The sequence below is a fragment of the Achromobacter sp. ACM02 genome (genome assembly GCF_014851605.1).
Taxonomy (GTDB): Bacteria; Pseudomonadota; Gammaproteobacteria; order Burkholderiales; family Burkholderiaceae_B; genus Achromobacter; species Achromobacter aegrifaciens.
This window is the reverse complement of the sequence record NZ_JACUZY010000006.1, coordinates 25,229-39,312: the sequence shown is the minus strand read 5'-3', so window position 1 is coordinate 39,312 and position 14,084 is coordinate 25,229. Positions and strand designations below refer to the sequence as shown.

Here is a 14,084-nt window from a genome sequence, read left to right as displayed (position 1 = left end):
CATCCAACCCCATAAGCAGGCAAGATTCCTGGCCATTCCGGCCGCGCCTGCATCCAGGGTTTGGGGGATGAGATGAAAGCGATTCAAGCAAGATGGTTCTATGCGCTGGCCCTGGTGAGCTGCGGGGTATTTGCCCATGGCAACGGGCCGACGGATCCGCAGATCGCGGCGATCGTGGTGGTGGCCAACCAGGTCGACATCGACGCCGGCAAGCTGGCGCAGGATAAAACCGGCAACAAGGATGTCCGCGAGTTCGCCACGCTGATGGTGACCGACCATGCCGCCGTCAACAAGTCGGCCGGCGAACTGGTGCAGAAGCTGAAGGTCACCCCCGAACCGAACCCGACCAGCGACAGCCTGCAGCAGGGCGGCGACAAGAACCTCGCCGCGCTCAAGGGCATGAGCGGCGCCGCCTTCGACAAGGCTTATGTGGATCACGAGGTGGCCTATCACGAGGCCGTGATCCAGGCGTTGGACACGACCCTGATTCCGGGCGCCCACAACGCGGAGTTGAAGGCCTTGCTGGTCAAGGTGCGGCCCGCGTTCATCGCGCACCTGGAGCATGCCAAATCCCTGCAAAAGAGGCTCAACGGTGGCTGAAAGAACGACCCCCGGAGCGCGCGGGTCCGGACGCGCAAGCCTGGCCGCGCTGGCTGCGGGCCTGTTGCTGGCGGGCGGGTTGGCCGCCGCCCAACAGAACCCAGCCGGCACCCGGCTGGCCGAACATGTGGTGACCATCGAAGGGATGCAGTTCACGCCCGCCGAGCTGACCGTCAAGCGGGGCGACAAGGTGACGTGGATCAACAAGGACCTGGTCCCGCATACCGCCACCGCCGTTTCCAAGGCGTTCGACTCAGGGCTTATCGCCGCCGGCGCCTCCTGGACCTACACTGTGCGTGAGGAGGGCAGCAGCGCCTATGTCTGCCTGTTCCATCCGACGATGCAGGGCACCTTGATCGCGCAATGACGCATGGCGGAGGTCGACCTATGACTGCACTTGCAGCGCTGGCGGCGACGCCGGCCGAGGATGACGACCTGGCGCTCGCGCACCGCATCGCGGCGGGCGAGCAGACCGCGTTCGAATTGATGATGCGGCGGCACAACCGGCGGCTCTACCGCCTGGCGCGGGCCACCTTGCGCAACGATGCCGACGCCGAGGATGCCTTGCAGGAAGCCTACCTGGCGGCCTACCGGAACATCGACAGGTTCCGTGGCGATTCGACGCTGTTCACCTGGCTGTCGCGGCTCCTGCTCAACGAATGCTACGGCCGGCGGCGCAAGCACAGCCGCCGCGTAGCGCTGTTGCCCATCGCCGACGACATCGAGAAAGAGGTTGATGCGATGACCATCAACGACTTCAACCCGCCTTACCACGCCGCTGCCCGAGCCGAGCTCAGGGGCCTGCTCGAAGCGCGGCTGGACGCCTTGCCGGTCTCGTTCCGGACCGTGTTCGTGCTGCGCTCGGTCGAGGAACTGTCCGTCGAGGAAACGGCGCATTGCCTGGGCATCCCCGAGGCCACCGTCCGCAGCCGCCATTTCCGCGCCAATGCCTTGCTGCGCGAGGCGCTGTCGCGGGATATCGGGGTGGCGGAGAAGAGCTTGTTCGAGTTCGATGGGGATGATTGCGACAGGGTGGTGGCGAGGACGCTGGCGCGGTTGGGCGGGGGTGTTGGTGTTCCAAAAAATCGGTAATTATTGACATATACCTATTTATTGGAACATCATCGCCGGATGACGAGCGCCACTGAAAAACTTCTGGCCTTGGCCCGCGACGAGGGGCTGATCCGCGCCCGCGACTTGGTCCCGCAAGGCATTGCCCGCGTGACGCTTACCCGTGCCGTGCGCCAGGGCCAATTGCAGCGCATAGGCCGTGGACTGTATGGCTTGTCATCCCGCCGGATTTCCGAGCACGCGACACTGGCCGAGACGGCCCGGCGCGTACCCAAGGGAGTCGTTTGTCTGCTGTCGGCACTCCGCTTTCATGGCCTTACGACCCAGGCGCCGAGTGAAGTGTGGCTTGCCATCGGCAACAAAGCGGCGGCCCCGAAGCTTGACTATCCGCCATTGCGTGTTCTGCGGTTTTCCACAATTGCGCTGGCCGCAGGGGTAGAGGAGCATGTGGTTGATGGTGTACTCATCCACGTCACGGGAGTCGCCAAGACCGTGGCAGATTGCTTCAAGTTCCGCAATAAGATTGGCCTGGACGTTGCCCTGGAGGCGTTGCGTGAAGCGTGGCGCGAAAAACGCATGACCAGCGATGAAATGTGGCGCTATGCGAAGCTATGCAGGGTGGCCAACGTAATGCGCCCCTATCTTGAAAGTCTGGAATGACTGTCGCTCGCAATATCGCGGCATCGGTGCGGGCGCGGCTGCTCAACAAGGCGCGCGCGGACAAGCAGAATTTCAACCTGCTGCTCACCCGCTATGCGTTGGAGCGCATTCTGTATCGCCTGAGTGTCTCACCCTACCGCGAGCAGTTCTTGTTGAAGGGTTCGTTGCTGTTTGACCTGTGGTTTGACATGCCGCATCGTCCGACGCACGATACCGATCTTCTCGGATTCACGCTCGCGGAAGTGCCGCACTTGATGGCCGTGTTTCAAGAGATCAGCGCCATCGCCTGCGAGGACGGCATGACCTTTCGGCCTGAGTCGGTAAGGGCTGCCGAAATTCGCAAAGAAGCCAACTATGCGGGCATACGCGTAAATCTGGCCGGCTCTCTGGACGGCGCACGATGTCCGGTACAGATCGATATAGGCTTTGGAGATGCGGTCGTTCCTGGGCCGGAAGAGGCGCAGTATCCCGTCATCTTCGGCGACATGCCTGCGCCACGCCTGCAGGTTTATCCCCAGTACACAGTTGTCGCAGAAAAGCTGGAGGCTATCGTTTCACTGGGCATGGGCAATACACGCATGAAGGATTACTTCGATCTTTGGGTGATGGCGCGGCGCGCAGAACTCGATGATGGGATGCTCGCACGCGCGGTGCGCGCGACGTTTGCACGCCGCGAAACACCGCTTCCGACAGATTTCCCTTTGGGATTGGCTGACGAATTCGTCCAAGACGAAAGAAAGGTGCAACAGTGGGATGCCTTTCTGCGCAAGAATGGGTTGGCGAAAGTGTCGTTGAACGAAGCCGTGGGGGCGATACGGCCGCTATGGCTGGCAGCACTGAAAAAGTAACCTTGATATCGCGCGGCTGCGGTTGTCCTGGACCGCTCATTTCGCACCCCGCAACCTCAACGCATTGAATATCACCGAAGCCGAACTCAAACTCATCGCCAGCGCCGCGATCATCGGCGACAGCAGCCAACCCGTGAACGGATACAGGACGCCCGCCGCTATCGGCACGCCGATGCCGTTGTAGACAAAGGCGAACATCAGGTTCTGCCGCATGTTGCGCACGGTGTCGATCGAGATCTGGCGCGAGGCGGCGATGCCGCGCAGGTCGCCCTTGACCAGGGTCACCTGGCCGCTGTTCATGGCTACGTCAGTACCCGTGCCCATGGCCACGCCCACGTCGGCGCGCGCCAGCGCGGGGGCGTCGTTGATGCCGTCGCCCGCCATCGCCACCACGTGGCCGTCCTTCTGCAGTTTTTCCACCAGCGCCAGCTTGTCGGCCGGCTTGACCTCGCCGTGCACCTCGTCGATGCGCAGCGCGGCGCCGACGGCGCGGGCGGTGGTCAGGCCGTCGCCTGTCGCCATCACGATGCGCAGGCCGCTGTCGTGCAGGTTCTGGATGGCTTCATGCGTGCTGGGCTTGATCGGGTCGGTCACCGCCAGGATGCCGGCGAACTGGCCGTCCACGGCCAAATGCATGATGCTGGCGCCTTCGCCGCGCAGGCGCTCGCCGTCCGCGCGCAGCGCGTCCACCCGCACGCCTTCCTGCTCCATCAGGGCGGTGTTGCCCAGCGCCAGGCGCTTGCCTTCCACCGTGCCGCGCACGCCTATGCCGCTGCCGGAATCGAAGTCCCCGGCCTTGGCTAGCGCCAGGCCCTGGGCGCGCGCCGCGCTGACGATGGCGTCGGCCAGCGGGTGTTCGCTGCCCTGGTCCAGGCTGGCCGCCAGGCGCAGCACTTCGTCGGGCGTATATCCGGGGGCGGCGATGGCGGTGTCGAAGGCTGGCTTGCCTTCGGTGAGCGTTCCGGTCTTGTCCACGATCAGCGTGTCCACCTCGCGCATTTTCTCGATCGCGCCAGCGTCGCGGAACAGCACGCCCTGCGCCGCGGCGCGGCCCGTGGCCACCATGACCGACATGGGCGTGGCCAGCCCCAGCGCGCAGGGGCAGGCGATGATCAGCACCGCGACCGCGTTGATCAGGCCGTACACCCAGCTAGGCTCCGGCCCGAAAAAGCCCCACACCAGCAGCGTGGAGATCGCCACCAGCACCACGGCAATGACGAACTTGCCCGCCACCACGTCCGCCATGCGCTGCATGGGCGCCTTGGAGCGCTGGGCGTTGGCGACCATCTGCACGATCTGCGCCAGCATGGTGGCCGCGCCGACCTTCTCCGATCGCATCACCAGGGTGCCGCTGGTGTTGAGGGTGGCGCCGATCAGCTTGTCGTTCTCGCGCTTGCTGACGGGCACGGGCTCGCCGGTAAGCATGGACTCGTCCACGGCGCTGCGGCCTTCTGTGACGACGCCGTCCACCGGGATCTTCTCGCCGGGCCGCACGCGCAGCAGGTCGCCCACATGCACATGGTTCAGCGGCACGTCTTCCTCGCTGCCGTCAGCGTTGATACGCCGCGCCGTCTTGGGCGCCAGGCCGAGCAAGGCCTTGATCGCGGCGGACGTCTGCGAACGCGCCTTCAACTCCAGGATCTGTCCCAGCATGGTCAGCGAAATGATGACCACGGCGGCTTCGAAGTACACCGCCACGCGGCCCATCGATACAAAGGAATCCGGGAACACGCCCGGCGCCAGCGTGGCGACCACGCTGTAGATGAAAGCCGCCGCCGTGCCCAGGCTGATCAAGGTCCACATGTTCGGGCTGCGATGCACAAGGGATTGCCAGCCGCGCACGAAGAAGGGCCAACCCGTCCAGAACACCACCGGCAGGGATAGCGCCAGTTCCAGCCAGCTCTGGGTCGCCATGTCGAACCAGCCCAGACGATGGCCGAACATGGCCATCACGGCGACGATGAGGGTCAGGGGCAGCGTCCACCAGAAGCGGCGCTGGAAGTCCTTGAGTTCGCTGTTGTCTTCCTCGTCCAGCGGGATGAGCGGTTCGAGCGTCATGCCGCATTTGGGGCAGTTCCCGGGGTGATCCTGGCGGATCTCCGGGTGCATGGGGCAGGTGTAGATCGTGCCCGCGGGGACATCGGTGGGGGCGTCGGCGGGCGCGGCTGGAAGCGCGGTGGCATCGTCGTGGCCCGCGTGGCGCTTGCCGTGACCGTGATGCTGGTGCGCATCATGGCCGCCGTATGCATGCGCAGCCTGATCCTCTGGCTGTCCCTGCGGCACCAGATGCATCTGGCACTTCGGACAGCGTCCCGGATGGTCCTGGCGGATTTCCGGGTGCATGGGACACACGTAGAGCGTGCCGTCTTTCGATGCCGCGTCGCCGTGACGAGAGTGATTCATACCCATCCCTTTCGAGTACTGGTGTGATCCTTCGTGCGCCTATTATGCCCAGGCTGGGGTGTTTGCGGCGCAACCGCTGGCCGCAGTGGTATCGCCGCGGAGCCGGCCGCAGCGATGGCCCATGGCGATCAGCCCTTGGCCGCCGGGGGAGTCGCGGGTTCCGCCGCCGAGGGTGCATCACCCGCCGGGTTCATCATCGATCCCATCATCTGGCGGCAACCTTGCATGTCGGCGCCATTGGCGGGCATGGACTTCATGTGGGCGGCCATCAAGGCCTGGCGCTCTTCGGGCGTCTGGGCGGCGGCCATTTTCTGGTGCATGCCGTTCATGGCCTGCATGTGCGCCTCCATGTTCTTCATCATGCCGGCGTCCGGCGCCATTTGCGGCTTCGTGGCCGATTCGCCCGCCGCAGGCGACGCGGGATGATGCGTGGCATGGTCGCCGTTCCCCGCCTGCGCGTGGGCCGCGCCGAGTAATCCCAGGCTCAACGCGCACGCGCTGAACAAGGTGGTCAGGGTCTTCATGGTCAGCTCCTTTCTGTGGTCTGGAAGTGCATTAACTCCAGTTTGGAGTGCTGACCGGGGCGAGGAGGTTACGCGCGGATTACTTTTTTGTAATGTTGCGGGGCAGGCGGGCGTACATCCGACACGATGCGGCGGTCATTGGTTATCAGGCCATCGCGTAAAAATCGCATCCTGCTCCAGCGCGCGCTTGCGCCAAGCATTGAGCAGGTCGGCCAAAGCTTCGTGGGTCAGCCCGTAAGTTTCACCCAGGCTGGAATTGCGGCCGACGAAATGCTTGTTGAGCCCGGCAGTGCCGCTGCGTTCGACCGCAGCATCGTCGAAAACAATCAGCTTGGGCACCGCGCGGCTGGCTCTGATCACGTTGAACTCGCTGGTGTCTCGCCAGCGTATTGTCCTGCCGTTCCACACCTGTCGCGCTTGAAAGCCGTCGCGCCCCAGGCGCAGGCCGATGTCGTCCTTGGCGGCGCGCACCAGCAGCATGACCGCGCCGAGCAGAAAGAATGCGGCGCCCGGCCAGAGGATCAATTGCTTGAGAGGCGGCAGCGATTCCTGCAGCAGCATCCACAGGATCACGCCACCGAAGCCCGCGGACAGCAGCGAGAACGCCAGCAGCTTGCCTTTCGCGGCCTTGAGTTCCAGGGGGCCTGGGTACCGCGCCAGCAGTGTTGCGGCCGAGCGCGAGTCGCGCTGCAGCAGTTGCGGCCAGATCTGCAGGACGGCAGTCGCGGCGCAGACGCCGAAGAACAGCGTGACGGGAATGCCTGCATCGGCGCCGTCCCGGATCATTTGCGAGCCCAGGTAGACGAACGTCAGGCTGATCGCCAGGCAGACATAGAAGAGCAGATTCGCGAGCCGTCGACTGGGCTGGCGCTGTGCAGTTGGGGTGGCGGGCGGCTGTGTCATGGATGCTGAGTGTAGACGCCTGGTCGGCAGAGGGAGTTCATCAAGGCTGATGCCGGGCCAGCACTTCGTCGCGGGGGCCCGCATCCACCACGCGTCCGGCTTCCATCACCACGATGGTATCGAAACGGCTGAGCAGGCTGGGCCGGTGCACCGAGGCCACGATGCAAGCGGTCGGAAACGCGGCGTACATGCGGTCGAACACCCGGCCTTCGGCTTGCGGGTCGAGCGCGCTGGTGGGCTCGTCCAGCAGCAGCAAGGAGCTGCCCTGCGCAGCCAGCGCCCCGCGCGACAGGGCCAGGCGTTGGCGTTGCCCACCGGACAGGTTGCTGCCCCGTTCATTCATCGGACTGGCGAGACCCTCGGGCATGCGTTGCAGCACTTCGTCGAACACGCCGGTATGCACGGCGGCTTGCAGCGCGGCCGCGTCGGCGGGTTCGCCGAAGGTGAGGTTTTCCTGCACGCTGGCTTCGAAGACTTCGGCTTCCTGCGGAATCAGCGTGGCCAGCGTGCGCAGTTCTGCCCAGTCCACCGGCTTGCCGTCGCGCAGCAGTTCGCCGTGTTGCGGCGGATAGAGTCCGGCAAGGGTGCGCAGCAGCGTGCTCTTGCCGCCGCCGCTGGCGCCGATCAGCGCGACGCGCGAGCCGCGCCGCAGCACCAGGTCGACGCCATGCAGGCCGCCGCGTCCTTCGTCCGAATAGCGCCAGGTGGCGCCGCGCAACTCCAGGGTCTGCCAAGGCGCGTCGGCTTGGACCGCGGGGACGGCGGCATTGGGGTTGCCCGGGGCCTGCCAGATGGGTTCGGCGCTGCTGTAGTCGGTGTGCATGCGCGCGAAGCTCTGGAAGTTGGAGGCGATGGCGCTGACCACGGACGCGGCCTGCTGGGCATACTGGTAGATCATGAAGGTGGTGCCTAGCAATAGCGCCTGTCCGGGCTCGCGGTGCCGCAGCACGTACTCCACGACGAGGATCCAGGTGAGGCACATGCCCGCCAGGTCCACCACGCACCATTTCACTTCGTTGATCCACAGGGCACGGCGCAAGGGCTTCATGACCGCCTGCAGGCGGCGGCCCAGGATCTTGCGCGAGGCGGCTTGCAGCCGCAGGCCGATCACGGTGCCGGCGTTGCTGACGAAATCGAGCAGCGCCGCGACGTAGCGGCGTTCCTGGTCGTTTTCGTCGCGGGCCAGCCGCATCAGCGCGAGGTCGAAGCGCAAGGTGACCAGGGCGATGATCAGGTAACCGCTTACGGCGATGATGCCGCTGACGTGGGACAGCAAGGTCAGCGCCACCAGCGGGCCGATGAAGTTCAAGGCGCTGTGCAGGTAGCCGTACATGCTGCGGGCAAAAGCGGCCAGTGCGCGGCTGGATTGCAATACGCGATGCTGCAGGTCGCCGGAATGCCTGCCGTCGCGCCAGGTCAACGGGGCGGCAGCGATGCGGGCATAAAGATCGTCGGCCTGCCGTTCGCGGACATGCACACCCACATTGCCTTCGAGGACGCGTCCGGGGCCATGGAATACCCAGGACATCATGTAGCTGCCAACCAGGAACAGGATCCACAAGCCGGCGGTGGGCATGTCGTTCTGCTGCAAGGCATTGATGGCGTGCGAGGCCAGCCAGGGCAGGGTCAGCTTGACCAGTTGCGCGCCCGACAGCAGCGCGATGGCGCCCATCAGCTGCCGCCGCGCGCCGTCGGCATAGTGCCAGAGCGCGCGACACAGCACGATCGCCGCGCGGCCCATGCCGACGGAGGAAGAGGGGGAAGAAGAATCAGGCTTCATCGCGTGGAGGGGAAGTCAGGGGGGCACGGCATGATTATGCTATCCGACAGGCGCCACCGCGCTCCAAAGCAAAAAGCCCCGCCAAAGGCGGGGCCAAGTGCTTGAATTCATTGGTGGCCTGGGGCGGAATCGAACCACCGACACAAGGATTTTCAATCCTCTGCTCTACCGACTGAGCTACCAGGCCAACGCGAAAGTCCGCCACTATACACAATATCCGCGTCATGTGGGCGGCGGCCCGCCATCGGGCGCCGCGCGGCGGGCTTGCGCGAGGACGGCGCCGGCTTCCGGGGAAATGCTGCGCAGGTGCAGGTCGGTCTGCGGATAGGGGATCTCGATGCCGGCCTGCGTCAGCGCCTCGTACATCCGCGACAGCATGTCGCTGCGGATGGACATCCACTGATCGAAATCCGGCGTCCAGGCGCGGATGCTGAAATCCAGCGTGCTGGCGCCAAATCCCATGAAGAGCGCGATCGGAGCCGGCTGGGTGGAGACCCCCAGGGTGCCGCGCGCCACCGAGCCCAGCAGTTCGATGGCCTGCGCCGGGTCCGTGCCGTAGGCCAGGCCCACGTTGATCTCGATGCGGCGGTTGCGGTCCAGCATGGTCCAGTTGGTCAGTTTTTCCGACAGCAGGGTGCCGTTGGGGACCACCACGTCGGCGCCTTCGAAAGTCCTGATGCGGGTCGCGCGCATCCCGATCTCGCGTACCTGACCGGAGGTTTCGCCGATTTCCACCACATCGCCGGGCTGGATGGGGCGCTCGAACATCAGGATCAGGCCCGACACGAAGTTGTTGACCACGTTCTGCAGGCCGAAGCCGATGCCCACGCCCAGGGCGCCCAGCACCAGGGCCAATTGGCTGGTCCTGACTCCGGCGGCCGACAGCGCCACTGCCAGTCCCAGCAGCAGCACCGAGTAGTAGGTCAGCGAGGCGATGCTGTTGCCCACGCCGCGCGGCAGCGGCATGCGCGCCAGCACTTCGTCGTGCAGCACCAGGCGGATCGCGCGCGCGGCCCAGAACGCGATCAGCACCGAGATCGCGAACACCAGGATGTTGCCCAGGCTGATGGTGATGTCGCCGAGCGCCAGCGTGTACGAAAGCACCTTCGTGGTGAAGGCGTAGGTCGCGCGCAGGATGCGGAAACGGTCCATCGTGTAGATGGCCCACCCCGCGACCGCGCTGGCCATCACCAGGCGGATCAACAATTGCACCAGCGGAGGAGCATGCTCGCGCGCGATGCGAAAGCGCGACACGCCGGGCCGCGCCAGCATCAGTTGCAGCAGGGTGACGATGATGGTGACCCCGGCGTAGAGCATCAGCCCGAAATAGCCGCTGCTGATGACGGCGCTGGTCAGCATCTCGGCCATCGACAGGTTGCCGATCAGGTTGGCGACGCCGGCAATGGCCAGCAGCGCCACCGCGGCCCAGGCGCCGATGCGCACGGCCCGGTGCAGCCGGCCGGGAGCCTGGGCAGCGCTGCCGCGGCGCTTGGCCCGGGCATGCAGCCACAGCGCCGTGGCCAGGGCCAGCAGGGTGATGACGAGGTTGTGCAGCCGGTACAGCGTTTCGCTGGCCAGGAAGAAAATGCCCAGCCGCTCGGCCAGATACAGGCCGGTGATGGCATAGGGCCACAGGTCCAACTGCTCGCGCGCGGTTGGCGGCAGCAGGCGCAGTACCGGGACGACCGCCAGCAGCAGGGCGATCTGCAGCACGATCAGCGGCGCGTCCGACTCCAGCAGCTGCACGCCCATCATGGCCAGCAGCAGCCAGGCTGACAGCGGGCGCCCAAGCACCCGCGCGGCCGTCTCGCTCATTTCGCCGGCCCGGATCGCGTGGCGGCTGTGCCAGGCCAGCCATAGCAACAGGGGTAGCAGCACCACTTGCAGCACGTGCAGGGCGAGCTGGTTGCCGGTATCGGCCGCCGCGTACTGGCGGGCGAAGCGCAATTCCATGTCCAGGCCGCTGCGCAGGTAGGCCTTTGCATCGCTGCGGGCGGTGGGCGTGAAGGTGGCGGCCCACAGCGGCGGTCCGTCCAGTTCGAGCAGGCGGGCATCGATGTAACGGATGGCGTCGGCCACCGAGCGCTGTCCGGCCTGGATGCGCTCTTCGACGGAGTTGGCGCGCTGGCCCAGCGCGATCTGGCGGCCCAGCGGCACCGATAACGCCTGTTCGGCCCGAGCCAATTGCGCGATGACCGAGTCCATCCGCGCGGTCAGGGCCGGCGGCAGATCGGCGGCGCCGGGGGCTCCCTTGAGCGCCTGCCAGGCTTCGCGGCGGCGCGCCAGCTCGGCGGCATCGCTGGCGTAGGCGGCGGTCGCCTGGCGCATGTCCTCCTGCCAGTCGGCGAAACGTCTCGCATCGAACATCCAGTGCCGCTCCAGGCTTTCCAGCCGCATGATCGGCAGGGTGCGCAATTGGGCCGGCAGGAATTGCTGGAGCTTTTCGTCCACGGACCGGGAAATCGATTCCAGGCGCGGCGCCAGCGAGTCGGTGGGGTCGGCCCCCGTGATGCGCTCCATGACGCTTTCGGCATAGCGGTGGTCGGTGTCCGCGCGCAGCGGAATCTCTGCCACCAGGATCGCGTGGGCTTGCGTGGAAGCCGGGGCGGGGGAGGCCGGCGCCGGCGCGGCGCCCTGCGCGTAGGGGGAACCGAGCAGGCTGGCCAGCAGTGCAATCAGACCGAAAAGCGCTTTTGCTCTTGCTGTTGCTTGGGCGCGCATGTCGCGGCTCCGGTGGATGGATGCGGCGGGCTACGAAAAATGGCGTCTTACGATATCGCGGAAGCGCGCTTGAGGGAAAGGGGCGTCCGGAAAGCAAAAAGCCCAGCCGGTGAGGGCTGGGCTTTTTTTGGCCTCGGATAGAAGGTAGGACACTCGCACAAAAACTGTCTCGTCGGTGATATTCGCTATTCGCGAATAGCGAATATCACCCTGAGATGGAACTAAAACCCCAAGACCTGCTGGTATTGCTAAAGGTGGCCGCCCATCCGCCGCAGCGCTGGACTTATGCCGCGCTGGGCGCAGCGCTGTCCATGAGCGCTTCGGAAACCCATGCGAGCGTGAAGCGTTCCGTGGCTTCGGGCTTGGCGGTGGCGCCGGCACGCGTCCAATGGTCACCGGTACGTGCCAACCTTCTAGAGTTTGTCGTGTACGGCGTGCGCTACGTCTGGCCGGCCACACTGGGCCCGGTCAAGAGTGGCGTCCCGATAGCTGTCGGCAGCGACCCCCTGGCCAGCCAATTGACGGCAGCTCCAGGAGAGGCGCCCGTCTGGGCATACCCCACGGGCTCATCAAAAGGGCCCACGCTTTCGCCGCTCTACCGCACAACACCGCAGGCTGCTCTATCGGACCCGGCGCTGCACCGCCTGCTCGCGTTGTTGGATGCCTTGCGCACCGGGCGCGCCCGCGAGCGTGAGCTTGTCACCAAACTTGGAGCTTTCGCCAGCCGAGGCGGCGGCGACTTCATGAACAGCCATGACCTGGAAGATGTGTTGAACATCATCGATGGACGTGGGGAACTGGGCGCAGAACTGGCCGTCGCGACAGACCAAAGCAAAAAGCCCCGCTTTCGCGGGGCTAAGTGCTTGAATCTTTTGGTGGCCTGGGGCGGAATCGAACCACCGACACAAGGATTTTCAATCCTCTGCTCTACCGACTGAGCTACCAGGCCAACGAAGTCCGCAACTATACACAATTTTTGAGGCTTGCGCCAGTCGGAGGCGAAAATCCTGAGATATGTCGTTTCCCGGCCGGGCCGCCGCATGAATCATGGGCTGACTGTTGGTCAGACGGCACGAAAGGTGCGACCCAGGGTCGCGCCCCGGGGGTGAAATGGCCTGGGGATAACCCGCAGGGGTATAATGATTAGCGGTCTGACGCTGCATCCAGGTTTGAATATCCCGGTGCGGCGCCTCGTTCTTAGTGGCAGTACTTAACGCTTACGCGCGGATGGCCCGGCCATCCTTCCCACATGTCGGTAGCTGTCCTTGCCTTCGGTCTGAATCACACGTCCGCGCCGGTTTCGGTCCGCGAGCGTGTTTCCATGCCCGTCGATCTGGTGAAGCCCGCGCTGGAAGGCCTGCGCTCGGCATTCGGCGGCTCGGTCCGCGAAGCCGCCATCCTGTCCACCTGTAACCGCACCGAAATCTATTGCGCCGCCGACGGCCACGTGGCCGATCAGCTGCCCGCCTGGCTGGCTGATTACAACCGCCTGGACGCCGGCACGCTGCGCCCGCATCTATACCGCCATCATCAGGACGACGCCGTGCGCCACGCTTTCCGCGTGGCCAGCGGCCTGGATTCCATGGTGCTGGGCGAAACCCAGATCGTGGGCCAGATGAAGGACGCCGTGCGCGCGGCCGGCGAAGCCGGCTCGCTGGGTACCTTGCTGCACCAGATGTTCCAGCGCACCTTCTCGGTGGCCAAGGAAGTCCGGTCGCAGACCGCCATCGGCGCGCAGTCGGTGTCCATGGCCGCCGCCGCGGTGCGCCTGGCCGAACGCGTGTTCGGCAATCTGGACCAGGCCCGCACGCTGTTCATCGGCGCGGGCGAAATGATCGAATTGTGCGCCACGCACTTCGCCGCGCAGCGTCCGCGCAGCATGGTGGTGGCCAACCGCACGGCCGAACGCGCCGAGGTCCTGGCCAACCGCTTTGCCGCCAGCACCATGAAGCTGTCGGACCTGACCGACCGTCTGTCCGAGTTCGACGTCATCGTTTCCTGTACGGCAAGCTCCCTGCCCATCCTCGGTTTGGGGATGGTGGAACGGGCCACGCGCCTGCGCCGCCACCGCCCCATGGTCATGATCGACCTGGCCGTGCCGCGCGACATCGAACCCGAGGTCGGCCGCCTGGACGACGTCTATCTGTATTCGGTGGACGACCTGGGCCGGCTGGTGCAGACCGGCACGGACGCGCGCCGCGCGGCCGTGGTGCAGGCCGAAGCCATCATCGAAACCCGCGTCCAGGGCTTCATGCACTGGATGCAGTCCCGCGAAGTGGTGCCCGTCATCCGCGACCTGCACCAGGCCGCCGAGGACGTGCGCAGCGCCGAGCTGGAACGGGCCCGCCGCCTGCTGGCGCGGGGCGAATCGCCGGAAGCCGTGCTGGAACAACTGGCCCACGGCCTGACTCAAAAGTACCTGCACGGCCCGCTGGCGGCCCTGAACCGCAGCGAAGGCGACGACCGCAAGCAACTGCTTGCCTGGATGCCGCGCCTGTTCCCCGGCCGCGACTCCCGCCGTTAGCGACTCTGCCCCACGTCCCGCCTCCTGGCGGGCGTTCGTCTTTTGGGCGC

At 65.6% G+C, this 14,084-nt stretch carries 12 protein-coding genes and 2 tRNA genes; 6 read left to right on the top strand and 8 right to left on the bottom strand.

The window, feature by feature from the left end:
* Positions 1 to 72 precede the first annotated feature (72 nt).
* From IB258_RS19445 to IB258_RS19425, 5 genes are read left to right on the top strand one after another with little or no spacing between them, the layout of a single operon-like run.
* On the top strand, positions 73 to 600 hold the full coding sequence (locus IB258_RS19445) for a DUF4142 domain-containing protein (protein WP_054457637.1): 528 nt from the start codon (positions 73 to 75) through the stop codon (positions 598 to 600).
* On the top strand, positions 593 to 967 hold the full coding sequence (locus IB258_RS19440; RefSeq protein ID WP_370539844.1) for a cupredoxin family copper-binding protein: 375 nt from the start codon (positions 593 to 595) through the stop codon (positions 965 to 967). Before IB258_RS19445 ends, IB258_RS19440 begins: the two co-directional genes overlap by 8 nt.
* A gap of 20 nt (positions 968 to 987) precedes the next feature.
* On the top strand, positions 988 to 1,692 hold the full coding sequence (locus IB258_RS19435; protein ID WP_192353066.1) for an RNA polymerase sigma factor: 705 nt from the start codon (positions 988 to 990) through the stop codon (positions 1,690 to 1,692).
* Positions 1,693 to 1,731: 39 nt separating this feature from the next.
* Entirely contained in the window at positions 1,732 to 2,331 is a 600-nt protein-coding gene (locus tag IB258_RS19430) for a type IV toxin-antitoxin system AbiEi family antitoxin domain-containing protein (RefSeq protein ID WP_119450257.1), read from the top strand.
* Positions 2,328 to 3,179 (top strand): nucleotidyl transferase AbiEii/AbiGii toxin family protein, encoded by an 852-nt coding sequence (locus tag IB258_RS19425; RefSeq protein WP_192353065.1) that lies wholly within the window; start codon positions 2,328 to 2,330, stop codon positions 3,177 to 3,179. Before IB258_RS19430 ends, IB258_RS19425 begins: the two co-directional genes overlap by 4 nt.
* A 36-nt stretch (positions 3,180 to 3,215) precedes the next feature.
* On the opposite strand, the gene IB258_RS19420 is transcribed toward IB258_RS19425, so the two are convergent.
* From IB258_RS19420 to IB258_RS19385, 8 genes are all read right to left on the bottom strand, one after another.
* Positions 3,216 to 5,582: a copper-translocating P-type ATPase gene (locus IB258_RS19420; RefSeq protein WP_370539843.1), complete on the bottom strand. Its 2,367-nt coding sequence runs from the start codon at positions 5,580 to 5,582 to the stop codon at positions 3,216 to 3,218.
* Positions 5,583 to 5,710: 128 nt separating this feature from the next.
* Positions 5,711 to 6,106 carry a hypothetical protein gene (locus IB258_RS19415; RefSeq protein ID WP_192353185.1) on the bottom strand — a complete coding sequence of 132 codons (396 nt, stop codon included), beginning with the start codon at positions 6,104 to 6,106 and terminating at the stop codon, positions 5,711 to 5,713.
* Positions 6,107 to 6,241: 135 nt separating this feature from the next.
* Positions 6,242 to 7,009: a hypothetical protein gene (locus IB258_RS19410; RefSeq protein ID WP_192353064.1), complete on the bottom strand. Its 768-nt coding sequence runs from the start codon at positions 7,007 to 7,009 to the stop codon at positions 6,242 to 6,244.
* A 40-nt stretch (positions 7,010 to 7,049) separates the two neighbouring features.
* Positions 7,050 to 8,789, bottom strand: coding sequence for an ABC transporter ATP-binding protein (locus tag IB258_RS19405; protein ID WP_225590460.1), 1,740 nt, complete (start codon positions 8,787 to 8,789; stop codon positions 7,050 to 7,052).
* A gap of 111 nt (positions 8,790 to 8,900) precedes the next feature.
* Positions 8,901 to 8,976: transfer RNA gene (locus IB258_RS19400), tRNA-Phe, on the bottom strand.
* 35 nt (positions 8,977 to 9,011) lie between these two features.
* A complete protein-coding gene (locus IB258_RS19395; protein WP_192353063.1) occupies positions 9,012 to 11,510 on the bottom strand; it encodes a mechanosensitive ion channel family protein in 2,499 nt (832 codons plus the stop codon).
* A gap of 620 nt (positions 11,511 to 12,130) precedes the next feature.
* Positions 12,131 to 12,418 carry a hypothetical protein gene (locus tag IB258_RS19390; protein ID WP_192353062.1) on the bottom strand — a complete coding sequence of 96 codons (288 nt, stop codon included), beginning with the start codon at positions 12,416 to 12,418 and terminating at the stop codon, positions 12,131 to 12,133.
* Positions 12,384 to 12,459: transfer RNA gene (locus IB258_RS19385), tRNA-Phe, on the bottom strand. The genes IB258_RS19390 and IB258_RS19385 overlap by 35 nt, the downstream gene beginning before the upstream one ends.
* Before the next feature lie 300 nt (positions 12,460 to 12,759).
* On the opposite strand from IB258_RS19385, the gene hemA reads away from it, so the two are divergent.
* Positions 12,760 to 14,034: a glutamyl-tRNA reductase gene (gene hemA, locus IB258_RS19380; protein ID WP_042796220.1), complete on the top strand. Its 1,275-nt coding sequence runs from the start codon at positions 12,760 to 12,762 to the stop codon at positions 14,032 to 14,034.
* Positions 14,035 to 14,084 lie beyond the last annotated feature (50 nt).